This window comes from Janthinobacterium aestuarii, assembly GCF_046113285.1.
Lineage (GTDB): Bacteria > Pseudomonadota > Gammaproteobacteria > Burkholderiales > Burkholderiaceae_D > Janthinobacterium.
Map to the genome: position 1 here is coordinate 1,512,493 of NZ_CP142524.1, position 24,470 is coordinate 1,536,962.

Here is a 24,470-nt window from a genome sequence, read left to right on the forward strand (position 1 = left end):
TTTTTTTTTGCCTGCAGCGGCTGCGGGTGCTGTTGTCTGGCATGCGTGTTGTGTTAACGCCCGATGGGGAGAATTTGTCGAAATTGCTTACTTGCAGCATTTTATAATGCCATTAATTGCTTTTGCCGAAAAGTCCTGGCAAGCCCCGATGTCATCACGTCAGATCGGAACATCACATGAATCGAATTCATCGCACGGTATGGAACCGCCGCCGCAACGCGGTCATGGTCGTGGCAGAACATGCCGGCAGCGGGGGCAAGCGCTCCGGCACCACAGGGACGCTGCTGGCCAGCGTGCTGACCGGCGTGATGCTGGGCGGCGGGGCGCAGGCGGCGGACCTTGCCGCCACGGCCTTGCCCAGCGGCGCCGTGGTGACGGCGGGACAGGCGCACGTCGGCCAGCAGGGCGCGGCCATGACCGTAACCCAGGCCAGCGGCAAGGCGGCCATCGAGTGGAACAGTTTTTCGATCGGCAAGGATGCCAGGGTCAATTTCGTGCAGCCGAATGCCGCCGCCGTGACCTTGAACCGGGTCCGGGGCAATGAAGGCTCGGTCATCGACGGCGCGCTGCATGCGAATGGCCAGGTGTTCATTTTGAATCCGAATGGCGTGCTGTTCGGCAAGGGCGCCAGAGTCGATACGGCGGGCCTGGTAGCGAGCACGCTCAATCTCGGCGATGCCGATTTTCTGGCAGGCAAGACCAGTTTCACCGGCAAGGGCGGCGCCGTCCGCAATCTGGGCAGTCTGAACGCCAGGGATGGCGGCTACATCGCGTTATTGGGCGCGCAAGTGCGCAATGACGGCGTGATCAGCGCCAGGCTGGGGACGGTGGCGCTGGCGGCCGGCAACAAGGTCAGCCTGACTTTCGACGGCGGCGCGTTGGTGGGCGTGGCCGTCGATGAGGCGGCGCTGGCCGCGCTGGTCGCCAATGGCAACGCCGTGCACGCCGATGGCGGCCTGGTGGTGCTGACGGCGAAAGGCGCCGACGGTCTGTTGAGTACCGTCGTCAACAACACGGGCGAAGTGCGCGCGCGCACCATCAACGAGCGCGGCGGGCGGATTTTCCTGCTGGGCGAAGGCGGCGCCGTGGAAGTGGCCGGCAAGCTCGATGCCAGCGCGCCGCAGGGCGGCAATGGCGGCTTCATCGAAACCTCGGGGCCGGTGCTGCGCGTGGCTGACGGCACGCGCGTCGACAGCAGCGCCGTTGCGGGCCGCAGCGGCTCCTGGCTGATCGATCCCACCGATTTCACGATCGGCAGCGGCAGCGCCGCGCAAGGCGCGAGCGGCATCGGCGTCGATACCCTGCAAGCGGCGCTGGCTGCCGGCAATGTCACGATTCAGACCCAGGCGGCCGGCAGCGAAGCGGGCGATATCCACGTCAACGCGCCGCTGGCCTGGAACGCCAACCAGCTGACCCTGGAAGCGCACGGCGACATCAATGTCAACGCCGTCATGAGCGCCACCGGCAGTTCGACCTTGAACCTGAAAACAGGCTACAACTTCAATCCCGGCAGCCCGACGTTTAACACGAGCAAGAATGTGCTGGTGGGTATCGATGACGCCGGCGTCTTCAAGGGCCGCATCGATGTCGACCGCGCCGGTACGGGGTTGCTGACGATTAATAACATCGGCTATACCCTGATCAATGCGCTGGGCAGCGCCGGCAGCACCAGCAGTCTCGATTTGCAGGGCATCAACGGCGGCGCCGGCGGCCACTATGCACTGGCCGGCAATATCGACGCCAGCGCCACCAGCGGCTGGAACGGCGGCGCCGGCTTCGCTCCCGTATCCCTCTCCGGTGTGTTCGACGGCCTGGGTCATACCGTCAGCGGCTTGCGCATTATCCAGCCGTCCGGCACGTATGTTGGCCTGTTTGGCAGCAACAACGGGCGGGTGCGCAACGTGGCGATGTCGAATGCGGTGGTCAGCGCCAATCAGGGCGTGGGGGCGTTGATCGGATTGAACATGGGCAGCGTTTACAACAGCTACGCCGCGGGCAGCGTGACGGGGCCGGGCGGTTACGTGGGCGGCCTGATCGGTGCGATCTTCGATGGCACGCTCACCCGCCTGCATTTCGACGGCACGGTCAATTCGCAGGGCAATAACATCGGCGGACTGACCGGTTACCTGGCGTACCAGATCACCCTGGCCAACAGCTATGCCAACGCCACGGTGACGAACACGGCCGGCACCTGGACTGGCGGCCTGGTCGGGCAAAACGATTACGGCTACATCGTCGACAGCCATGCCGGCGGCAGCGTCATTGGCAAGGGCGACACGGGCGGTCTGGTCGGCAATAACAACAGCGGCAGAGTCACCGGCAGCTACGCCACCGCCACCGTGACCGGCACCACGAATACGGGCGGCCTGGTCGGCAACAACAATAACGGCAAGGTCAGCGGCAGCTACGCCAGCGGCGCCGTCACCGGCACGAGCACGGTGGGCGGCTTGATCGGCCGAAGTAGCGCCGCCGGCGGCACCGCCACGCCGGATAATGAAGTCAATACCAGTTATACGAGCGGTACCGTCAATGCCAGCGGCGACAATGTCGGCGGCCTGATTGGCTTAAATTATGGCAACAACGTCGTCAATACCTATTCCCGCAGCGCCGTCAGTACCAGCGGCAATTATGTGGGCGGTTTGATCGGCAACAACCTGGGCACCGTCGACAAGAGCTACTCGACCGGCCTCGTGAGCAGCCCGGGCGCTGGCGTGGGCGGTTTGATGGGCGTCAGCATCGGCGGCGTCAGCAACAGTTTCTGGGATACACAGACCAGCGGGCAGAACAGCAGTGGCGACGGCACGGGCAAGACCACGGCGCAAATGAAAGATAGCAATACATTTATCACCAGCAGCTGGGATTTCACCTTCCACAGCGGAGTATGGGGACGCAAGGCAACGCTCAATGACGGCTATCCCGTCTTGCGCACGTTTGGCTACGTCGATCCGATCACCATCACGCTGAACAATCCAGCCTTGACGAAAACCTATGGCGGGGCCAATCCGGTCCTGACAGGCGGCTGGACGGTGAGCGGCTGCGACAACAACCTGGCATGCGTGAGCGGCGTCGACTGGAGTGCGGCCTTGCTGCCCACCACCTCCGTCGGCACGCTCAATTACGGCGCCAGCCTGTTCACGCCGACCCTGGGCGCCGGCTATGGCAAGTTGAGCGATTATGACATCACCTACAGCATGGGCGCCCTGTCGATCACGCCGGCCGTGCTGACCATTGCCGGCATCGGCGCCGCCAACAAGACGTATGACCGCACGAACGCGGCCAGCATCAATGCCGGCACCCTGGTGGGCCTTGTGAATGGCGAAAACCTGTCGCTGTCGGCCAGCGGCACCTTCGACAGCGCCAACGCCGGCGCCCGCACGGTGGCGGCCAGCTTGCTGGTGGGCGACGGCAGCGGCGCCAACGCGGGCCTGGCCAGCAATTACATCCTGTCCACGCCGACCGTCAATTTGGCGGCGACCATCCATGCGCTGGAAGTGCATCTCGCCAGCCTGGGCGGCAAGGAATACGACGCGACCGACAAGCTGAACGCCAGCTTGCTGCAGATCACGAATGTGCTCGGTGGCGACACCGTCAACCTGAGCGGCACAGCTACCCTGGCGTCGCGCAACGCCGGTACGCAGGCGCTGGCAGGCTATGCGGACCTTGTGCTGGACAACAGCAACTACACGTTCGCGCCAGCCAGCCTGGGCGCCAGCGTGCTGGTGACGCCGCGCGCGGTCAGCGTGAATGCGGCTGGCGGCGCCACGCGTCGCTACGATGGCAGCGTGAATGCGGCCGCCGGCCTGCTGAACCTGGCTGGCGTGCTGGCGGGCGATAGCGCCAGCCTGAGCGGCAATGCGCTACTGGCAGGCAAGAATGTCGGTACGCAATCCATCAGCGGCCTGGGTACCTTGAGCCTGGACAATGCCAATTACACCTTGAGCGGCGTGCTGCCTGCCGGCAGCGTGGCCATCACGGCCTTGCCCGTCAATGTGGCGGCAGTCTCTGGCGCGAGCCGGGCGTTTGACGATACTGCGGATGCGGCCGCCAATTTGCTGGCCTTGAACGGCGTGCTGGCCGGCGACAGCGCTGTGCTGGGCGGCAAGGCGACGCTGTCTTCCAAGGAGGCGGGCAAGCAATCCATCGTCGGCTTGTCGGGCTTGACTGTGTCCAACAGCAATTACACGCTGGCCGGCGCGAATGCCAGCGGCACCGTGGAGATCCTCCCGCTGGAAGCGGAAACGCCGGAAGCGCCAAAGGCGAGCCTGGCCAGCACCATAGGCGAGGTTTCCCGGACCAGCGTTCCCAGCAAGCGCGAGGTCTTGCGCGATGCCGGCCTGTCGTTGCAAAGCGACTTGATCCCGTTCGTTTCCGTGCCACCCACCGTGAATAGCAGTGCCGTGCCACTGGGCGCCGCCTTTGGCGCGAATGCGCCGCTGAGCGTGCTGTACAGTCCCGGCGCGAACGAGATGAGCGAAAGTCTTACCCTGGCGCAAACCCAGCGCTTGCTGCAGCCAGCCGGCGCCCAAGGCAATGGCGGATCGCAGCCATTGCGCTTGCCCGTCAGCCGCAATTCCCTGATGGAGATCGTCAATGGCGGCGTCAAGTTGCCCGATGGCGTGGACCAGTTGCTGTTTGTCGTGAAGGCCCAATAAATGAGCATGCTTATCCGTACCTCCATCGTCCCCACCGCCCGCCGGGCGGCCTGCAAACGCACGGCCATGTCGCTGGCGCTGGGCCTGGCCTTGGGCGCGACCGCCATGGCGCAGGCCCAGCAGGTACCGACCATCGGCGACGTCGTGCGCCAGAGCCAGCCGGTGCCGCCGCCGGTGACGCCGCCGCCGTCCCTGCCTGCGCTGGGCGGCGTGCCGGCCGCGCCACCGCTGCAGGCCTTGACCGGCGATGCCGCCAGCAAGGTCAGGGTGACGCAGTTCGTGCTGGAGGGCAACCACGCCATTGACAGCGCCACTCTGCTGGCGCTGCTGCAGCCGGAGCTGGGCCGGACGCTGACCCTGGCCCAGCTCGAAGAGATGGCCACCCGTATCACGCGCCATTACCGTGCCGCCGGCTACTTTGTGGCGCGCGCCTATATCCCGGCGCAGGAATTGACTGATGGCAAGTTGATCATTCGCGTGGTGGAAGGTCAATACGGAAAATTTATCCTCAGCAATACTTCGCGCGTGCACGATAGCGTGGTGCAAGGCTTGCTGGACCAGGCCAGGCGGCACGATGTCGTGTCCCTCGATACCCTGGAGCGGGCGATGTTGATCATCAATGACACGCCTGGCGTCAAGGTGGTGCAGGCCGACGTGATGCCGGGCGAGCAGGTCGGCACCTCGGATTTTGCCATCCGTACCGAGGCCACGCCCGCCTGGGGCGGCTACGTGTTGCTGGATAACTATGGCTCTACGTACACGGGCAAGCAGCGCCTGCGTTTCAATGCCGACTGGAATTCGCCCAGCGGCCGCGGCGACCGCCTGTCGGCCAGCGGCATGGCCACGCGCAACAGTGGCTTGCTGAACGGCCGTCTTGGCTATTCGATGTTGCTGGGCACGGACGGCGCCCGCGTCGAAGGGGCGCTCAGCCGCACTACCTATGAACTCAGCGACGTGTATGCCGCGCTTGACGCCTCTGGCAACGCCAATGGCGTGGACCTGCTCCTGAGTAAGCCGCTCAAGCGTACCCGCGAGCACACGGTGGAAGCGGGCCTGGGCGTGGCGTACAAGGATTTAAAGGATGAAATCGGTGCCACGCGCACCTCGGTGGGCAAGCAGTTGAGCAGCATCAGCGCCAGCATCGCGGACCGGCGTATGCATGCCTTGCTGGGCTGGGATGGCTTGACCCAGAGCAGCGCCAGCCTGACGGTGGGGCGCTTGCACTTCAAGGAAGCGGCTGCCGAAGCGCTCGATGCGGCCGGCGCCGATACGCAGGGCGGCTATGCCAGGCTGAATCTGGCGGCGTCGCGCGTCAGCGTGCTGCCGTCGCAATTCCTGCTGACCACCAGCGTCAAGGCGCAGGCGTCGCTGAACAATAAAAGCCTCGATGGCGTCGAGCGCATGAGCATTTCCGGCGACGGTGGCGTAGCCGCGTATCCGATCGGCGAACTCAGTGGCGACCATGCGGCGCTGCTGCGCGCCGAACTGGCCCGGCCGCTGGCGGGCGGCGGCACGGCGCAGCTGAGCGGCAGCATCTTTAGCGACTATGGCTGGGCCAGGTCTGTCGCGGCGCCGGCCGGCGGCGTCGCCTCGCGCAAGCTGGGCGATATCGGCCTGGGCCTGAGCGCCATGGCTGGCGGCATCCTGCTTAACCTGCAACTGGTGCACCGCACGGTAGGCGGGGTGCCGAGCAGCGAATCGGCATCGCGCACGCGCCTGCTGTTCCAGGCAGGCTGGGTAAGGTAAGCTATCGGCTGCCCTTGTCTGCAATGCAAAAAGCCTGGCAATGCCAGGCTTTTTGCGTGTTCAGTGACGCCGATTACAGGGTCTTGATCAACACCTGCGACTTGCGCTGCCAGTTATACATATGCTGGCGGTCCTTCGGCAGATCGTCGACGGTGGCCGGCACGAAGCCCCGCTTCTTGAACCAGTGCGAGGTGCGCGTGGTCAGCACGAACAGTTTGTTCAGGCCGGCGGCGCGCGCGCGGTTTTCCATGTGTTTCAGGATGCGCTCGCCGTCGCCCTGGGCTTGCACTTCCGGGTTGACCGTCAAACATGCCATTTCCGCCATCTTTTGCGCGGGGAACGGGTACAGGGCGGCGCAGCCGAAGATCACGCCGTCATGCTCGATGACGGAGAAATAATCGATTTCGCGCTCGATCAGCTCGCGGCCCCGCTTCACCAAAGTGCCGTCCGCTTCCAACGGTTCGATCAGTTTGATGATGCCGCCCACGTCTTCGATGGTGGCCTGGCGCAGGCTTTCCAGGTTTTCATGGCTGATCATCGTGCCCACGCCATCATGGGTAAACAATTCCAGCAGGGCGGAACCGTCCATCGAGAACGGCACGATGTGCGAGCGCTCGACGCCGTTGTGGCAAGCCTTGACGCAATGCTTCAGGTAGAACGCCGTGGCGTCGGGCAGGAAGCCGGCCATCAGCACGGCTTCGGCCTGGTGCGACGACAGTTCGCGGATTTCCACGCCCGTGGCGTCTTCCATCATCGGCGTTTCGGTAATAAAGATCAGCTTGTCCGCGTGCAGGGCGATGGCGGCGCTGCACGCCACGTCTTCCATGGTGAGATTAAACGCTTCGCCCGTGGGCGAGAAGCCCAGGGGCGAGAGCAGCACCAGGCCGTCCGAACCGAGGATGGAATGGATGGTTTCTGCATCGACCTTGCGCGTGATGCCCGTCAGTTCCAGGTCCACGCCATCGATCACGCCCAGCGGGCGCGCCGTGATGAAGTTGCCGGAAATGATACGGATGGCCGCATGCGACATGGGCGTGTTCGGCAAGCCCTGGCTGAACGCGGCCTCGATATCGAGGCGCAGCTCGCCGGCCGCTTCCTTGGCGCATTCCAGCGCGGCGATGTCCGTGATGCGCACGCCGTTGTGGAAGCGGCCTTCGACGTTACGCAAGGCCAGTTGTTCCGCCACCTGCGGCCGCGAGCCGTAGACGACGGTGACATTGATGTCCAGCGCATGCAGCAGGGACAAATCATGGGCCAGCACCTGCAGCGCCCCGGCGCTGACGAGTTCACCGGGGAAGGCGACCACGAAGGTCTTGCCGCGAAAGGCGTGGATGTAGGGCGCGACGGAGCGCAGCCATTGGACGAATTGGGTAGGGTTTTCCATTAAGCGCATTATAATTCGCTGCGCGATGTGCGCGCTTAAAATACCTGTAAAAAACAATGTCTTCAGCCAGCAATAAGTCTTCCCCTCCTTCCACCGTTGCAAATGTGCCCGCCAGCGGGGGTGTTGCCACGCCTGCCGCCACGCCTGCGCAAGGCCGCCAGCGCCCGCCCGTGAGCCAGCAAAGGCAGCAGCCGCCACGCGCGGAACAGCAGAAAGAGCAACAGCGACAGCAACAGCAGCAGCGCGCGCCGCGTCCGCCGCGCGAGGGGCAGGCGCCGCGCGATGACCAGGCCAGCCGCGAAAGCCGCGAGAGCCGCGACGCGGCCCGCGCCGCGCGCGAGGCGGAAAAGGCCTTCCGCAACCCGCTGCCACCGATTACGTATCCGGAAGACTTGCCCGTTTCGGGCCGGCGCGAAGAAATCGCCAAGGCCTTGACGGAAAACCAGGTCATCATCGTCTCGGGCGAGACGGGGTCCGGCAAGACGACGCAGTTGCCGAAGATTTGCCTGGAGCTGGGACGCGGACAGAAGGGCATGATCGGTCACACGCAGCCGCGCCGGATTGCCGCCTCGTCGACGGCCAAGCGCATCGCGCAAGAACTGGGCACGCCCTTGGGCGAAACGGTGGGTTTCAAGGTGCGCTTTAACGACACCCTGAGCCGTGGCGCGTCCGTCAAGCTGATGACGGACGGTATCCTGCTGGCCGAGACGCAGACCGACCCCTTGTTGAAAAACTACGACACCATCATCATCGATGAAGCGCATGAACGCAGCCTGAATATCGACTTCCTGTTGGGTTACTTGAAACAGTTGCTGCCGCGCCGGCCCGACCTGAAGATCATCATCACCTCGGCCACCATCGATGCCGAGCGCTTCTCGCGCCATTTCGGCACGCCGGAAAAACCGGCACCCGTGATCGAAGTGTCGGGCCGTCTGTACCAGGTGGAAGTGCGCTACCGTCCCGTGGAGCGCGAGCAGGTGGCCATGCCTGGCGCAGGCAGCAATGCCGACAAGCCGGGCCAGCGCACCGCCGCCGCGCGCGAAAAGCGCGACTTGATGGATGCCGTCGTCGATGGCGTGGAAGAGCTGTGCCGCATCGGCTCGGGCGACGTGCTGGTGTTCCTGCCCGGCGAGCGCGAAATCCGCGACTGCGCCGAAGCGCTGCGCAAGCACCATCCGCCGCACGTGGAAATCCTGCCCCTGTTCGCCCGCCTGTCGGCCGAGGAGCAGGAACGCGTCTTCAAGACCAGCAATGCGCGCCGCATCGTGCTGGCCACCAACGTGGCGGAAACCTCGCTGACGGTGCCCGGCATCCGCTACGTGGTCGACGCGGGCCTGGCGCGCGTGAAACGCTACAGCTACCGCAACAAGGTCGAACAGCTGCAGGTCGAACCGATCGCCCAGTCGGCCGCCAACCAGCGCGCCGGCCGTTGCGGCCGCGTGGCCGACGGCGTGTGCATCCGTCTGTACGAAGAGCAGGATTATCTGCTGCGCCCGAAATTCACGGAGCCGGAAATCCTGCGCTCCTCGCTGGCCGCCGTCATCCTGCGCATGAAGTCGCTGCACCTGACGGACGTGGAAACCTTCCCCTTCATCGAGCCGCCGCTGGCGCGCGCCATCGCCGACGGCTACCAGCTACTGCAGGAACTCGGTGCCGTCGATGAAGTCAATAAACTGACGGCGCTGGGCAACAAGCTGGCCAAGCTGCCGCTGGACCCGCGCGTGGGCCGCATGATCCTGGCCGCGCTCGATAACGCGTGTCTGACGGAAGTGCTGATCGTCGCTTCCGCCCTGTCCGTGCAAGACCCGCGCGACCGCCCGATGGAACACCAGCAGGCGGCCGACGAAGCGCACAAGAAATTCGCCGATGAAAAATCGGAGTTCCTCAGCTACCTGAAGATCTGGCGCTGGTTCGAGTCCGCCATCGAGCACAAGAAAACCAACCGCCAGCTGCAGGACAATTGCCGCACGAATTTCCTGTCGCAGATGCGCTTGCGCGAATGGCGCGACGTGCACTCGCAGCTGCTGACCATCGTCAAGGAGCAGGGCTGGCGCCTGAACGAAGCGCCGGCCACCTACGACAATCTGCACATGGCCTTGCTGACCGGTTTGCTGGGCAATATCGGTTTCAAGGGCGAGGACGAGCCGGGCGCCGGGTATCTGGGCGCGCGCGGCATCAAGTTCCATATCTGGCCCGGTTCTTCGCTGCTGAAAAAGCCGGGCAAGTGGATCATGGCGGCGGAACTGGTCGACACGACGCGGCTGTACGCGCGCTGCGTGGCGCAGATCCAGCCCGAGTGGCTGGAAAAAGTGGGCGAGCACCTGCTGAAGAAATCGTGGGGCGAGCCGCGCTGGGAAAAACGTTCGGCGCAAGTGACGGCATCGGAACGGGCGACCTTGTACGGGCTGGTGGTGTACAGCCAGCGCCGCATCAACTACGGCAATTTCAACTTGCCGGAAGCACGCGAAATCTTCATCCGCGACGCCCTCGTCGGCGGCGACTTCGACACGCGCGCGCCATTCTTTGCGCACAACCACAAGCTGATCAAGGATATCGAAAACCTCGAGCACAAGTCGCGCCGCCTGGACGTGCTGGTCGACGATGAGCTGATCGCCGCCTTCTACGACAAGCTGCTGCCGGCGGACGTGTGCAATGGCGCCGGTTTCGAGAAATGGCATAAAGAGGCCACGCGCGACAACCCGAAGCTGCTGTACCTGAACCGCGAAGAGCTGATGCGCCACGAGGCGGCCGGCGTGACGACGGATCTGTTCCCGAAAACCATGTCCGTGACGGGCCTGGAAATGGGCTTGACGTACCACTTCGAGCCGGGCAGCGTGCGCGATGGCGTGACGTTATCGGTGCCGCTGTACGCGCTGAACCAGCTGCCGCGCGAGCGCTGCGAATGGCTGGTGCCGGGCATGCTGAAGGAAAAAGTGCATCTGCTATTAAAATCCTTGCCGCAAAAGCTGCGCCGCCACTGCGTGCCGCTGCCCGATTACGCGGCGAAATTCTGCGAGCGCGTGCATGAAGCGGGCGTGTTCGGCCGCGGTGACCTGATCGACGCCATCATCCTCGACATCCGCACGCAGATCACGATCAATGTGCTGACGACGGACTTCAAGCCGGAAACCCTGCCTGCCCATCACTTCATGAATTTCAAGGTGATCGACGAGCATGGCCGCCAGCTGGACATGGGCCGCAACCTGGCCACCCTGCAGGCGGAATTCGGCGGCCAGGCGCGCCAGAGTTTCCAGAAGCTGGCCGAAGTGTCGGGCGTCTCCGGCACGGGCACGCCCGGCGCCAAGGTGGCGGGCGCGCAAGTGGCGTCGCGGCTGCAGGCACAGGGCGCTACAGTCGCAGCAGGCAAGGGCGCATCCGCCGCCGCGCCGGCGCCTCCGAACGCCACCGTCTCGCAGCACATGGGTTTGACGGCCTGGACCTTCGGCGAATTGCCGGAGTTGCTGGAAATCGTGCAGGGCAAGCTGACCTTGATCGGTTTCCCTGCCCTCGTCGACAAGGGCACGCATTGCGACCTGGAAGTGTTTGATGATCCGACGGTGGCCGCGCGTACGCACAAGGTCGGTTTGCGCCGTTTATTTGCGCTGCAAATGAAGGAGCAGATCAAGTACGTCGAGAAAAGCATCCCCGGCTTGCAGCAGATGGGCATGCAATTCATGGCCCTGGGTTCGCAGGAAGAGTTGCGCGAGCAAATCATCAACAAGGCGCTCGACATTGCTTGCTTGCAAGATCCGCTGCCGCTGGACGCCGCCTCGTTTGCCAAGCGACAGGCGGAAGGCAAGTCGCGCCTGGTCTTGCTGGTCAATGAAATCGCCCGTTTGCTGTCGCAAGTGCTGACGGAATTCCACGGCTTGCCGAAGCGGCTGCAAAATATTCCCGCAGCGGCGGCCACCGATATCCAGGCGCAGCTGCAGGGACTCGTGCATAAACGTTTCCTGACGGAAAACGAATACACGCAGCTCGCGCATTTCCCCCGCTACTTAAAAGCGATCAATGTACGCCTGGAAAAACTGCGCGCCGACCCCGCCCGCGACACCAAGTTGATGGCCGAATGGCAATCGGCCGCCGCGCCGTATCTGCGCCAGACCAAGGACCGCCAGGCCGGCAAGAACACGGATCCGAAACTGGTCGAGTTCCGCTGGATGCTGGAAGAGCTGCGCGTGTCGCTGTTTGCGCAGGAATTGCGCACGCCGATGCCCGTGTCTGCCAAACGTTTGCAGAAGGTGTGGGAATCGATGCAGCGGTAGGTCGGATTAGCGCGTCCGCAGGGCGCGCGTAATCCGACGTCATCGTTGGCACGGGCGATGGGGTGGTGTTGATGGTGTCAATGGTGTCAATGGGTGTCGATGGGTGTTAACGGTGTCGCTGGTGGTGTCGGATTACGCGGCTGCGCCGCTAATCCGACCTACCTGACCTATCCGACCTATCCGGCCTGCCCGACCTGCCCGACTGTTCGTACGGGAACTGCGCACGCCGATGCCCGTGTCTGCCAAGCGTTTGCAGAAGGTGTGGGAATCGATGCAGCGGTAGGTCGGATTAGCGCGTCCGCAGGGCGCGCGTAATCCGACGTCATCGTTGGCCTGGGCGATGGTGCGCTGGATGGTGCGCTGTTAACGGTGTCGCTGGTGGTGTCGGATTACGCGGCTGCGCCGCTAATCCGACCTACCCGACCTACCCGACCTGCCCGACCTACCCGACCAGTGCGACCTGTCCGGTCTGCCCGATCTACGTTCTATCTTTATTGAGATCATCGTCGCTGAGCGATGAGCGCGAGCCGCTCTGGCTGCTGGTGCCGGCGCGGCTGCCGCTCATGGAGCTGCCGGACAGGCTGCCTTCGCTGCCCGATTGCAGGCTGGCGCCACCGCGCAGGTCGCTGCCCGATGGCATGCGGCTGCCGGCCATGGCGCCGCTGCTGTAGCGCGTGCCGCTGCCATAGAACGCTTCCATCTGCTGGTTCCAGGCATCGCTGCCCATGTCGGGCCAGTTGTTCTTGTCGAAGCCGGGAGCGTTTTTCAGCAGGTCTTTATCCACGTTGAGCAGGAAGCGCTTGTTGACGGTGTCCAGGGTCAGGCGTTCCCAGGGCACGGCAAACAATTTGTCGCCCATGCCCAGGATACCGCCGAAGGACAGCACGGCATACGCGATCTGGCCGGTGCGCATGTCGAGCATGATTTCCTTGATGTCACCCAGCTCCTCGTCGTTGTGATTGTAGACTTCGTCCCCGATCAGGGTGTCGGCCCCCATCAGGGCTGGCCCCGGGCCGTCGTGGTTGCGGTACATGCCCAGGATGTCGCGGTCCAGATAGCTCATGGTGTTCTCTCCTCTGGTGAAATGCTGATCGAACATGCAGATTAAGCTTACGCACCTGTTCGCGTTTGATCTGCCTCAATGGTGTTAAGTAACCCCCAATAAATTATTATGATTTCTGACTTCCATAACCGGCGCTCTGCAAGGTGGCCGACGAGGCTTGCCCACTGCTAGCAGTGCTCGCACTGCGTTGCAGTGGACGCCTTGCATAGCATCCGGTTCTGTTCGTCATAAATTCACAATAATTTCCTGAGGATTACTTAGCGGCACTTTTATCCGTGTGCAAACGTACGGTGTGGTCGGCCAATTGCGGTACTCTATGCGTTCTACGGAGGAGGCCGCACATGCTGACGATGCAACGATGCAGAGGGATGAACTTGCGGTACGCTCCACCAAGACACGCGCGCCGAGCGCCATGGTAAAGCCCGCCACCAAATGGCTCCGCGGGCTATTGCGCGCCGGTAAGGCACAGCAGCGCACGGCAACCAAGCTGGCCAAGGTGCTGTTCGGGCCCGTGCCTGCCAAGCCCAGGGCCAAGCCCCGCAGCAAGCCTGTGGCCAAGACCAGGCCGACGCCGCGCGCCAGGCCCGCCAGCGACGCCGTGCCCTCGCTGGCGCCGTTTGCCACGCCCCTGTCGCCACCGCGCGTGCGCAAGCGAACGGCGCCCCCGCCGGGCAAGTGGCTGGCCGCCCACTACGCGCCGTTGGCGGAACTGGGGCAGTTGCCCGGACGGCGCCTGCCTTATTTTTTGTACCTGCCCGAAAAAGCGCCGAGCGCCGCCATGCGCAGCCGTGGCCGGCCGCTGCTGGTGATGCTGCACGGCTGCGAGCAGAGCGCCACGCAGTTTGCCGACGGCACGCGCATGAACCGCCTGGCCGAGCGCAAGGGCTATGCCGTGCTGTATCCGCAGCAATCGCTGCGCGCGCATGCGCGCCGCTGCTGGAAGTGGTACGACAAGCTGACGCAGGAGGGCGGCGGCGATGTGCGCCTGATCGTCGGCGCCATCGAGCAGGTGGCGGCCCGCTATGCGATCGACCGCGCGCGCATCTATATCTGCGGCATTTCCGCCGGCGCCGGCATGGCGCATATCGTGGCCCTGAATCACCCGCATCTGTTCGCCGCGCTGGGCCTGCATTCGGGCCCTGTGTTTGGCGCCGGCCATAACCTGATCGGCGCGCTGGGCGTGATGCAGCATGGCGCCAGTGCCCGCGCCGATGCGGCCATCGATGAAGTGCTGGCGCGCCAGCCCGCGTTCCCCCGCCTGCCCACCATCCTGCTGCAAGGGCTGTCCGACAAGGTGGTGCGTCCCATTAACCAGACGCAGCTGGTACGCCAGAGCGTGCGTGTGAACCGCATGCCCGCCGACACGCTGGTAACGGCGCAGCGTCTGCCCGGCGGCGCTGCGGGCGGGCGCAATCCGGCCCATGCCTATGCGCTGCACGATTATCAGGTGGGCAAGCAGGTGCTGCTGCGCGTGGCGCAGATCGAGCACCTCGAGCACGCGTGGAGCGGCGGCGACGCCAGCCTGCCGTTCAACGACAAGGCCAAGCCCGACGCCAGCAAGATGCTGCTCGATTTCTTCGCCGGCCACCGCCGCCGGTAAGCGGCTCCCCGCGCGCCCACTGGTACGCATCGTTTTTCCCTTCCCGGCATGCCCGCGCCAACGCGCCGGCATGCTGGCGCGCCCTTTTCAGGGCAGGCGCCATTCCCGCAATGCCATGGAATTATCGTAAGTGGTATTGTTGCGGTATTTAAAAATCACAAAAATAAGCGTTAAAAATACTAATTGGTATACAATTGGTACACGTTTTCAGTGTGAGATGTGTCCGCCGTCCCATGCCCCGACGGCTGGCATGCACTGACGGCAGCCACCCACGTTACGGAACGCGCCATGTCCATCAAATCCAGGCAGTTGCTGTGTTTTTTTGCGTTTTTTCTCGTCTTTGAACTGAATATCTATCTGTCCAATGACATGATCATGCCGGCGATGCTGGGCATCGTCGACGAGTTCCAGGCGGAGAAAAAGTTTGTCCCCCTGTCCCTGAGCCTGTATTTGCTGGGCGGCAGTTCCCTGCAGATTTTCCTGGGGCCATTGGCCGACTGCATCGGCAAGCGCAAGCTGGTGTTGACCGGCAATGCCTTGTTCCTGCTGGCCACCTTGGCCGTGCCATTGACCGCCTCGATCGAGCAATTTCTCGCCGTGCGCTTCATCCAGGGCATGGGCTGCTGCTTCATCTTCGTCGGCTATGCCATGATCCATGAACTGTTCGACGACATGGCCGCCGTCAAGCTCAGCAGTATTCTGTCGAGTACCACCATCCTTGCGCCCCTGGCCGGTCCCATCCTCGGCAGCGCCATCATCAGCCGGCTGGACTGGCGCTACGTGTTTTTCCTCTCGGGCCTGCTGGCGCTGTTGTCCCTGCTGGGCCTGTTCAAGACCATGCCGCGCACGGCGCCCACGGTCACGCGCCTGGACCTTGCCGCCATCGTGCGAAGCTATGCCGCCATTTTCAGCAACGGGCGCTTCATGTTCGGCATGTTCACGGCCGGCCTGGCCACCGTGCCCCTGACGGCCTGGATCGGTTTCTCGCCCATCTTCGTGCTGCAGGAAATGGGCGCCTCCTACGCCACCTATATCGCGCTGCAATGCGTGATTCTGTCGGGCTTCGTCCTCAGCAGCATCGCCATCCAGCGCCTGCGCCAGGATTTTCCGCTCGTCCATCTACTGCGCATGGGAGGGCTGATCGCGGCGGCCGGCATGCTGGGCGCCGGCGCGGGCCGCCATCACGTCGATGTGTTTGCGGCCTGCATGTTTGTCTATTCCATCGGCTTCGGCCTGTTCAACGGCGCCTTGATCCGCAGCGCGATCACGGCCAGCAAGGAGTCGATGACATTGACGACGGCCGCCATGAGCTTGCTGTACTGCATCTATCTGTCCGCCTGGCTGCAGCTGTACAACGTGCTGTGCCAGCGCTTCGGCTATGTGCTGGAAACGTATGCGCTGCTGAATATTCCCGTCATCGTGGTCATCGCCGCCTGCCTGCTGTTGTTTACGCGGGGCATGGCGGAGCGCCGGGAAAGCGAGGTGCGGCTGGCCCGGCACTGATGGCGCAGCGCATGTTCTCGACCTTGTTTTACCCCCTGCGACGTTTATTGACACTCTCCTGCGGAAAATGGTGCGCCCATGAAAATAGATGACCTGGCCTCAAAACACGATCAAGCAAAGATTTTCAACCTGGAATACGAGTTCCGCATCAACCGGCTGAAGCTCGATTACATCACTCTGGCCGATGTGCGGCCCCCTGGCATTGATCTGGAACAACTGGCCGCGGAACACCAGGCGGGGATCGCCGCCCTGCGCAGCTTCGTCGGTCTGAACTTTAACCATTTCAATGCGGCAAGCTGTTCCTCGCTCAGCTGCATCCCCACGCGCGCCCTCGGCGACGACGAGCGCTACCTGCACCGCATCTGGATGGGCGGGCCGCTGCCGGCCATCGCATTTGACGCGATCGGGCAGTGGGGCGCGGCGCTGGAAGAAGTACGGCACAACGGCGGCGCGCCGTATGTCTCCATCCTGTGGGTGTGGGATGCGCAGCAGCTGCGCAATGACGAACGCTTCAGCCCCACGGGCGGCGCCGGGCGTTACACGATAGGCCGCTACGCCATCGGCGGCACGACCCTGCACATCAACTCGCTGCGCGCGCTGGCGCTCGATTTCGCACCGGCCCGCTTCGACATCCTCGACACCCTGCATACGCAGCGCTACTTCGCCACCCTGTCCGATTATTTCCGCATCCTCATCATGTGCGAATACGGCGGCATGTACATGGACGTCGATACGATCCCGCACAATCCGGCGACGATTTTCCTGATGAAGCCGGAAGTGCCCGACTATTTCCAGCGCAAGAGTGATGACAGCGAAGAGCGCCGGCATGTCAGCTGGATGAATCTGTTTCTCGATGAAACGGGCATGCTGATCGCCAAGAAAAACGACGCCGCGTTGCGCGTGATCCAGCGTAATGTGAACCTCGCCTATGCGGGCATCGATGCGCAGATTCCCCGTTCCTGTCCGCAATTCGAGGCGCAGCTGTTCGGCCAGTTCTATGCCGAATGGAAGAAAAACCTGGGCGTGACCCTGCTCAGCCATGCCGAGTTCTACCAGCGCTATTGCGTGCTGTATGACGGCGTGCGCGAAGCGGTGGCGGGCGGCATCCGCGGCATGCGCTTGCTGGACGATATCATTACCGGCATGCACATCCCCTTGAGCGACGAAGAGCGGCGCGCGTATGCGCGCTGCGTGGCGCGGCTCGATGACATCGACTGGCAGCTCGACGATCCTTTGCGCCTGCCCGACATCGTCGACGTGTTCGACATCGAGGAAGTGCCGCGCATGGCGTATGCGGCCCAGCTGCGGGCGGACATCGATCATTTCCACTATTACTCGGTGCTCTCAAGCGATCCGCAGCTCGATCGCGTAAATGACGTCTTTTGCCGCTACCTGCTGGCCCACCGTTCGCAGCATATTGCCGCCGGCAATTTCTGGCGCCCCACCGTCGGTCGCCACGGCAGCCGCATGCCGGCCGTCAGCGATGCCGCCCCGCCCGGTGACGAGGCGCAGGCGGGCTTGCTGTCGCATGCGCCGCTCAAGCTGGTGGCAGGTGAATTGCTGGGCGACGAGACGAAGAACCGCATGGCCAAACTGCTGTTTGCCACCAGTTATCTGGAATACTGCTCTTTTGGAAATAAACTCAATCTGCAGTTCGTCGAATTGCAGCGGCGGCAAAACATCGATCCGTATCTGGCGCACATCCACGGCCTGCATGACGAGGACGAGCGCTTCATCGGCTTTTTCACGGCCGCGACGATGGACGAGTTCCAGGCCTGCGGCGCCGTGTCATATTACCGCGATGACATGAAGGCGCTCGACGATGCGTATGACGCCTTCGTGCTCGCGCATGCGCGCGCCGACGACTGTTTCGTCAGCAGCCTGGCCATCGACGAGAAATACCGGGGCCAGGGCCTGTTCCGGCAAATGTTCCATGAAATCCGCGACCTGGCCAGCCGCAAGGGCTGCGCGCGCATCACCCTGACGGTGTGGGAAAAGAGCGAAGCGCTGCAAGTGTATCTGCACAAGGGTTTTCGCAGCGTGGGCACGTTCGACTATGCCTACAGCCTGTTCTATGACCGGCTGCATTTCCTCGTGTATGAGGGAAACTGAGGGGAAACTGAGGGAGAGCAGGGGCGGCCGGCAGCCGCCCCGCGAGGGTGCTTACAAGGCCAGGAAGGCCAGGCCCGCCACGGCCGTCGGCAGCAGGGCGCCCGCCAGCAGGCCGACGGCGCCGATCGATTCATCCTTGAAGCCGCGGCGCAGCAGGGCCACGCCGGCCGGGTTCGGCGCATTGGCGATGACGGTCAGGCCGCCGCCGGCCACGGCGCCCGCCATCAGCATGTATTTCGCTTCGTCCGTCATGCCGACGATCAGTGAACCGAGGTAGGTGAGGGCCGCATTGTCCGTGATCGCCGTCAAGCCCAGGGCGCCGAAGAACAGGGCCAGCGGCTTCAGACTCGAGACGATCGGTTGCAGCCACCATTGCTGCATGCCGCCCAGTACCACCAGGCCGCCGAGGAAGAAGCCGACCAATAAGCCTTCCTTCAGGATCAGCGGGCTTTGATAGCGTTCATACGCCTGCACGAAGCCGAGGAAGAACAGGAACAGGCCGATGAACAGCACGGGATGATGCGCCAGGGTGACGACGCCGGCCAGCACGATCATGTGCACGAGGCTGACGGCCAGCGGCACTTTCGGCGCTTCGACTTCACCGGCTTTCGGCTTGATGTCGGAGGTGTTGCTATGCAGGTATTTGCGCAGCAAAATGCTTACGCCCGTGGCATTGACCAGCACGGCGATGGCGGCTTTCCAGCCGAAATGGGTGGCCATGAAGGCGCTGTCCCAGTTCCACGTGGTGGCCACCATCAGCACGGGTGGTGCCGCATACGAGGTCAGGGTACCGCCGATGGAAACGTTGACGAACAGCACGCCCAAGGCGCCGTATTTCAGCCATTCAGGAATGCCCGGACGGAAGATTTGCGGCGCCAGCATCAGCGCGGCCAGGGTCATGGCGGCCGGTTCCGTGATCAGCGAGCCCGTCAGGGGCACGAGCGCCAGGCCCAGCCAGACGAGGGCCAGTTCCGTGCGCAGCGGCATCACGCGCGCCACGCCTTTCAACAGGCGCTGCACGGCGTCGAGCACGGGGCGCGAGGCGGCCACGACCATGACGACAAAGACGAACAGCGGTTCCGTGTAATGGCGCGACTCGGCATACTCGATGGCCGCATCGCTGCCCGAGACAAAGGCCATGATGATGATCAGGATGAAGGCCCAGAAGCCGAACACGACTTCCACTTCGCCCAGCAGATGCAGCAAGCCCGCATGGCGGGGGTGGCGCCGCGATAATGTTTCAAACGATTTGGCGGCGAAGGTGTGGATGAGCGCAAGGCCGAAGACGATGGCGCTGATGATTTGGATGGTGGTCAAATGCGTTTCCTTATGGACGGAGGAAGCCGCCCGGTGCATTGCCGAGCGGTAAGGAGAGTGCTTATGGTACAGCAATCGATGCCAGAAACGGGGTTTTTCGGACATGGCGTAGCGGCCCCGGGCGCGCTATCTGGCAGATAAGCCTTGCCAAAAGCAGGGCTGGATAGTACTGTATATGCATACAGTATTCATCTTGATATTCAATTATGCAACATTCCGAATTGATGGCGTCGCCGGAAGCCCTGCATCCGTCTTTATGGCGCGCATCGCAGCTGGGCCAGGGTGCCGCGCGCTGCCTGGATACGGGCTTTGCCGCCCTGTCGGCGCAGCTGCCCGGCGGCGGCTGGCCCAGTGGCAGCCTCATCGATCTGCTGGTGCAGCAGCCGGGCAGCGGAGAATTGCGGCTGCTGGCGCCCGCGCTGGCGCAGCTGCCGGGCTTGCCCATCGTGCTGCTGCAGCCGCCCCATCCGCCGCAGGCGCTGGCCCTGGCCGCGCAGGGGCTGGCGCCATCGCAATTGCTGTGGCTCAAAAGCGCCGGCAGCAAGGATGCCCTGTGGGCGGCCGAGAACATCTTGCGCAGCGGCACGTGCGGCGCCCTGCTGTTCTGGCAGCCGCACGTGCGCGCCGACAGCCTGCGCCGGCTGCATCTGGCGGCGCAGTCGGGCAATACCCTGTTCTGCATGCTGCGCCCGCTGCACGGCGCGCAGGATGCGTCGCCCGCGCCGCTGCGCCTGTCCGTGCGTCCGGCCGCCGGCGGCATCGAGATCGGCTTCATCAAGCGCCGGGGACCGCAGCGCGACGCGCCGTTGTTCCTGCCCCTGCAACCTCCTTCTTTACTGCTGCGCCATGCGACTCTGGATCGGCCTGTACCTGCCCCGGCTCCCGCTCGAAGTGTTTTGCCCGCGCTGGTCGGCTGACAGCCTCGGCGTGGTGCTGGAGCAGGAGCAAGTGATGGCCCTGTCGCCGCTGGCATTGGCCGCCGGCATCCGGTCGGGCATGCGCCGCGCGGGCGCGCTGATGCTGGCACCGCAGGCGCGTTTGCACGAGCGCTCGCCCGAGCTGGAAGCGCAGGCCCTGCAGGCGGTGGCGCTGGCGCTGCTGCAATATTCGCCGCTGGTGGCGCAGGGCGAGGAAGCGACCCTGCTCGTCGACGCGGGCGCCAGCCTGCGCCTGTTCGGCGGCGTGCGCGCCCTGTGCCGGCACATCGCGGCCAGCTTGCGCGCGCTCGGCTACACGGCCCAGCTGTCGTGCGCCCCCACGGCACGCGGCGCCTGGCTGCTGGCGCGCGCCGGGATGCGCCGGGGCCGGACCTTGAGCATGGCCAGCCTCGTGCGCCGCCTCGATGGCTTGCCGTGCGCCTTGCTGCCGCCCGCGCGCCCCTGGCTCGACTGGTTCGAGGGCATCGGCTGCCGCACCCTGGGGCAGTTGCGCCACTTGCCCCGGCCCGGCTTGCAGCGCCGCTGCGGCGGGGCCTTGCTGGACATGCTCGACGACGCGCATGGCCACAGCACGGAACTGTTCGTCTGGCTCGAAGCGCCGCCCACGTTCCGCGCCAGCCTGGAACTGTTCGACCGCGTGGAGCACGCCGACGCGCTGCTGTTCGGCGCGCGCCGCCTGCTGCAGCAAATGACGGGCTGGCTGTGCGCGCGGCAATTTGCCGTCGAGCGCATACAGCTGCTGCTGGCGCACGAACGGGGCAGGGTGGCGCGCCCGCCCACCGTCATCGACCTGGCGCTGGGCGAAGCCGTCTGGCGCGACGAGCATCTGGTGCGCCTGCTCAAGGAGCGCCTGGCGCAGCTGGCGCTGGAGGCGCCCGTGATCGGCTTGAGCCTGGAAGCGCTGCAGGTGCAAGCGATGGCGCCGCCCAGCGAGAGCCTGTTCCCCGAGCCGGGCGGCACGCCGCAGGAGCGTCAGCGCCTGCTGGAATTGCTGGTGGCGCGCCTGGGCACAGACAATGTCTTGCAGGCCGCACCGCGCGCCGATTACCGCCCCGAGGCGGCCAACCAGTGGCTGCCGCTGCCGGTCAGGGGCAGTGGCAAGAACGCGCCACCCGACTTGCCGCCCGGCTTGTCCGGCATGCCCCGTCCCGGCTGGCTGCTGGCCCAGCCCATCGCCCTCTTGATGCGCGAACACCGTCCCTTCTATGGCTCGCCCTTGAAAATGGTGTCCGTTGCCGAGCGCATCGAAGCGGGCTGGTGGGGCCAGTCGCAGGCGCGCGATTATTTTATTGCGGAAGGCCTCGACCATGCCCACTACTGGGTCTACCGCGAACGCATCGCCGGCAGCGGAGAAGACGCCGCGCCGCGCTGGTTTTTGCATGGTCTGTTTGGCTGAAGGCGGTGTCCTGCTGAAACTGCCATGCTTGGCTATACTTGCTTTCTTGCGCCGCGTCTTTAATTGAAATGAAGGATATCCATGACACCGCTTTCCGACTTCCCCATCACCCAAAAATGGCCTGCCCGGCATCCCGAGCGCCTGCAGCTGTACTCGCTGCCCACGCCGAACGGCATCAAGGTCTCGATCCTGCTGGAAGAGCTGGGCCTGGCGTACGAGCCGCACCTGGTCAGCTTCGAGCAAAACGACCAGCTGTCGCCCGCCTTCCTGTCCCTCAATCCCAACAACAAGATTCCCGCCATCCTCGACCCGAACGGTCCCGACGGCAAGCCGCTGGCCCTGTTCGAGTCGGGCGCCATCCTGCTGTACCTGGCGGAAAAGACGGGCAAGTTCCTGCCGCAGGATGCGGGCTTGCGCTACGAAACCATCCAATGGCTGATGTTCCAGATGGGCGGTATCGGCCCCATGTTCGGCCAGGTGGGCTTCTTCCACAAATTCGCCGGCAAGGAATACGAAGACAAGCGTCCGCTCGAACGCTACCTGGGCGAAGCGAAGCGTTTGCTGGGCGTGCTCGAGCAGCGCCTGCAGGGCCGCGACTGGATCATGGGCAGTCAGTACACGATTGCCGATATCGCCATCTTCCCGTGGGTGCGCTGCCTGGTGGGTTTCTATGGCGCGGGCGACCTGGTCGGTTTTGATAATTTCCCGAACGTGCGGCGTGCGCTGGATGCGTTCCTGGCCAGGCCAGCCGTTGCCAGGGGCGTGGATATTCCCAAGCGTGGTTAAAACAGGCGGCGGCCGGGCGGCGCTACAATGCGCCATCGGCCGCCCTGCGCGGCAGCTTTGATCTGAGACAATGAAATCCACCCGGCAAGATTTTCCCGGCGCGCACGGCCATGTGCTGGCGGCGCGCCTCGACGCGCCCGACGGCGCCATCCGCGCGTACGCGCTGTTCGCCCACTGTTTTACCTGCGGCAAGGATGTGCTGGCCGCGCGGCGCATCGCGCAAGGCTTGACGGAACACGGCATCGCCGTGCTGCGCTTCGACTTCACGGGACTGGGCGCCAGCGAGGGCGAGTTTGCCGCCACGAATTTCTCGTCGAATGTGGACGATTTGATCGCCGCCGCCGATTTCCTGCGGGCAAAACATGCTGCGCCGCAATTGCTGATCGGCCACAGCCTGGGCGGCGCCGCCGTGCTGGCGGCCGCCGCGCACGTGCCGGAAGCCACCGCCATTGCCACCCTGGCCGCGCCGAGCACGCCCGCCTACGTGACGCGCATGTTCAGCGAGCATCTGGAGCGAATCGCTGCCGAAGGCGAAGCGCTGGTGCAGCTGGAAGGGCGGCCCTTCCGCATCCGCCAGCAATTCGTCGACGACGCGGGCCGCCACAGTTTAAAGGAGCACATCGCCGGCCTGCGCCGCGCCCTGCTGGTGATGCACGCGCCGAACGACACGACGGTGAGCCTGTCGAACGCGATGGATATTTTTACTGCCGCGAAGCACCCGAAAAGCTTCGTCTCGCTCGACGACGCCGACCACTTATTGACGGGGCGCAATGATGCGGCCTATGTCGCCAACGTCATCGCCGCGTGGAGCGCGCGCTATCTGCAGGCTGCGCCTACGCCATGAGGCTTGCAGGCGCGGCCAGTTTTTTTCTGACAAGCAGAAACACGATGGCGCCCAGCGGCAAGGAGACGATGAATGTCCAGGGCTGGTAGGCGCTGGTGCCGGCGGCAACGCCAAACAGCTGGATGGCGATGGGCAGGAATAAATACTGTCCCGTCGCCCAGTTGAGCGACAGCTGGCCGAAGCCGATGCTGATGAACAGCAACCAGGGCCATTTTCTCACGGTCAGCTTGCTGCGCAGGCATAACACGAGGGCAGACAAAATCAGCATGGGGGAGAGGATGGCAGCGCCGAGCACCACGTAGTGGCGCAGCGATTTGCCGCGCAGCGTGAAGGTCGCCTGCTGTTCCAGCGATGCCGTCTGCGGCGCCACGCTCAAGCCCATGATGGTGGCGTCAGTGCCATATTTTCTCAGCACGATGGTGCTGACGATCCATTTTTCCGGATAGGCATATTCGAAGCTGATACGCAGCAATTGCGGCATATCGCGCTGTTCAATGCGCTGGTAGCCCACCACCTTGACGTACTGGGGCTCGCCTGCCGGGAAGGCGGCGCTCAAGGCGGGCAGCGCCTGGCGGATCTGATCGCCGTTATTGCCCGGCTCGGTTGCCATGCGCACATAGTCCAGCTGTTTTTCACGCAGCAGATCGCTGTAATGCCGCGCCAGCTGCTGGTCTTGCAGCGGGACTATCTGTTCAAAGTCCTTGATCATGTCGGATTGCTGGCATCCGGCCAGCATGCAAAACAGGAAGGGCAGGGCGCAGGTGCGCAGAAAGAGCAGGAACATGGGCAAAGGAGCAAGGGGACGATGAAAAACGCCGCCCCTGCAGGGGCAGGCGCGGCGCATGATGGCGTTCCGGTGGCGAA

Annotated in this window: 14 protein-coding genes; 10 read left to right on the plus strand and 4 right to left on the minus strand. The window is 64.0% G+C overall.

Translation table 11 applies throughout. The features are described 5' to 3' along the window. Positions 1-176 precede the first annotated feature (176 nt). Together OX462_RS06840 and OX462_RS06845 are read left to right on the plus strand one after the other, a co-directional pair. The gene (locus tag OX462_RS06840) at positions 177-4,652 is read left to right on the plus strand and encodes a two-partner secretion domain-containing protein (RefSeq protein WP_409028049.1); all 4,476 of its coding nucleotides are present in this window, start codon (positions 177-179) and stop codon (positions 4,650-4,652) included. Next, a complete protein-coding gene (locus OX462_RS06845) occupies positions 4,653-6,398 on the plus strand; it encodes a ShlB/FhaC/HecB family hemolysin secretion/activation protein (RefSeq protein WP_083293701.1) in 1,746 nt (581 codons plus the stop codon). 73 nt (positions 6,399-6,471) lie between these two features. On the opposite strand, the gene argA is transcribed toward OX462_RS06845, so the two are convergent. After that, on the minus strand, positions 6,472-7,782 hold the full coding sequence (gene argA / locus OX462_RS06850; protein WP_046685875.1) for an amino-acid N-acetyltransferase: 1,311 nt from the start codon (positions 7,780-7,782) through the stop codon (positions 6,472-6,474). A gap of 56 nt (positions 7,783-7,838) precedes the next feature. Here argA and hrpA point away from each other — a divergent pair, with 56 nt between their 5' ends. After that, on the plus strand, positions 7,839-12,047 hold the full coding sequence (gene hrpA / locus OX462_RS06855; protein WP_409028050.1) for an ATP-dependent RNA helicase HrpA: 4,209 nt from the start codon (positions 7,839-7,841) through the stop codon (positions 12,045-12,047). 478 nt (positions 12,048-12,525) lie between these two features. Here the strand turns inward: hrpA and OX462_RS06860 are convergent, their stop codons facing one another. Then, positions 12,526-13,110, minus strand: coding sequence for a PRC-barrel domain-containing protein (locus OX462_RS06860; protein WP_070221465.1), 585 nt, complete (start codon positions 13,108-13,110; stop codon positions 12,526-12,528). A gap of 412 nt (positions 13,111-13,522) precedes the next feature. Here OX462_RS06860 and OX462_RS06865 point away from each other — a divergent pair, with 412 nt between their 5' ends. The 3 genes from OX462_RS06865 (at position 13,523) to OX462_RS06875 (ending at position 18,325) form a co-directional block, all read left to right on the plus strand. After that, positions 13,523-14,710: an extracellular catalytic domain type 1 short-chain-length polyhydroxyalkanoate depolymerase gene (locus tag OX462_RS06865; RefSeq protein ID WP_121670232.1), complete on the plus strand. Its 1,188-nt coding sequence runs from the start codon at positions 13,523-13,525 to the stop codon at positions 14,708-14,710. 288 nt (positions 14,711-14,998) lie between these two features. Beyond that, the gene (locus OX462_RS06870) at positions 14,999-16,213 is read left to right on the plus strand and encodes an MFS transporter (protein ID WP_409028051.1); all 1,215 of its coding nucleotides are present in this window, start codon (positions 14,999-15,001) and stop codon (positions 16,211-16,213) included. 78 nt (positions 16,214-16,291) lie between these two features. Further along, positions 16,292-18,325: a GNAT family N-acetyltransferase gene (locus OX462_RS06875; RefSeq protein ID WP_409028052.1), complete on the plus strand. Its 2,034-nt coding sequence runs from the start codon at positions 16,292-16,294 to the stop codon at positions 18,323-18,325. Between the two features lie 51 nt (positions 18,326-18,376). On the opposite strand, the gene OX462_RS06880 is transcribed toward OX462_RS06875, so the two are convergent. Beyond that, positions 18,377-19,642 (minus strand): putative Na+/H+ antiporter, encoded by a 1,266-nt coding sequence (locus OX462_RS06880; protein ID WP_070310952.1) that lies wholly within the window; start codon positions 19,640-19,642, stop codon positions 18,377-18,379. 206 nt (positions 19,643-19,848) lie between these two features. On the opposite strand from OX462_RS06880, the gene imuA reads away from it, so the two are divergent. The 4 genes from imuA to OX462_RS06900 all read left to right on the plus strand — a co-directional run bounded on the left by imuA (position 19,849) and on the right by OX462_RS06900 (position 23,606). Next, positions 19,849-20,559: a translesion DNA synthesis-associated protein ImuA gene (imuA, locus tag OX462_RS06885; RefSeq protein ID WP_409028053.1), complete on the plus strand. Its 711-nt coding sequence runs from the start codon at positions 19,849-19,851 to the stop codon at positions 20,557-20,559. Next, complete coding sequence (locus OX462_RS06890) at positions 20,489-21,976, plus strand: Y-family DNA polymerase (RefSeq protein WP_409028054.1); 1,488 nt, start codon at positions 20,489-20,491, stop codon at positions 21,974-21,976. Before imuA ends, OX462_RS06890 begins: the two co-directional genes overlap by 71 nt. Positions 21,977-22,057: 81 nt before the next feature. Next, on the plus strand, positions 22,058-22,762 hold the full coding sequence (locus tag OX462_RS06895) for a glutathione S-transferase N-terminal domain-containing protein (protein ID WP_070291767.1): 705 nt from the start codon (positions 22,058-22,060) through the stop codon (positions 22,760-22,762). 70 nt (positions 22,763-22,832) lie between these two features. Then, positions 22,833-23,606, plus strand: coding sequence for an alpha/beta hydrolase family protein (locus OX462_RS06900; RefSeq protein WP_070291768.1), 774 nt, complete (start codon positions 22,833-22,835; stop codon positions 23,604-23,606). Here the strand turns inward: OX462_RS06900 and OX462_RS06905 are convergent. Then, positions 23,596-24,390: a hypothetical protein gene (locus tag OX462_RS06905; protein WP_409028055.1), complete on the minus strand. Its 795-nt coding sequence runs from the start codon at positions 24,388-24,390 to the stop codon at positions 23,596-23,598. The genes OX462_RS06900 and OX462_RS06905 overlap by 11 nt on opposite strands. Positions 24,391-24,470 lie beyond the last annotated feature (80 nt).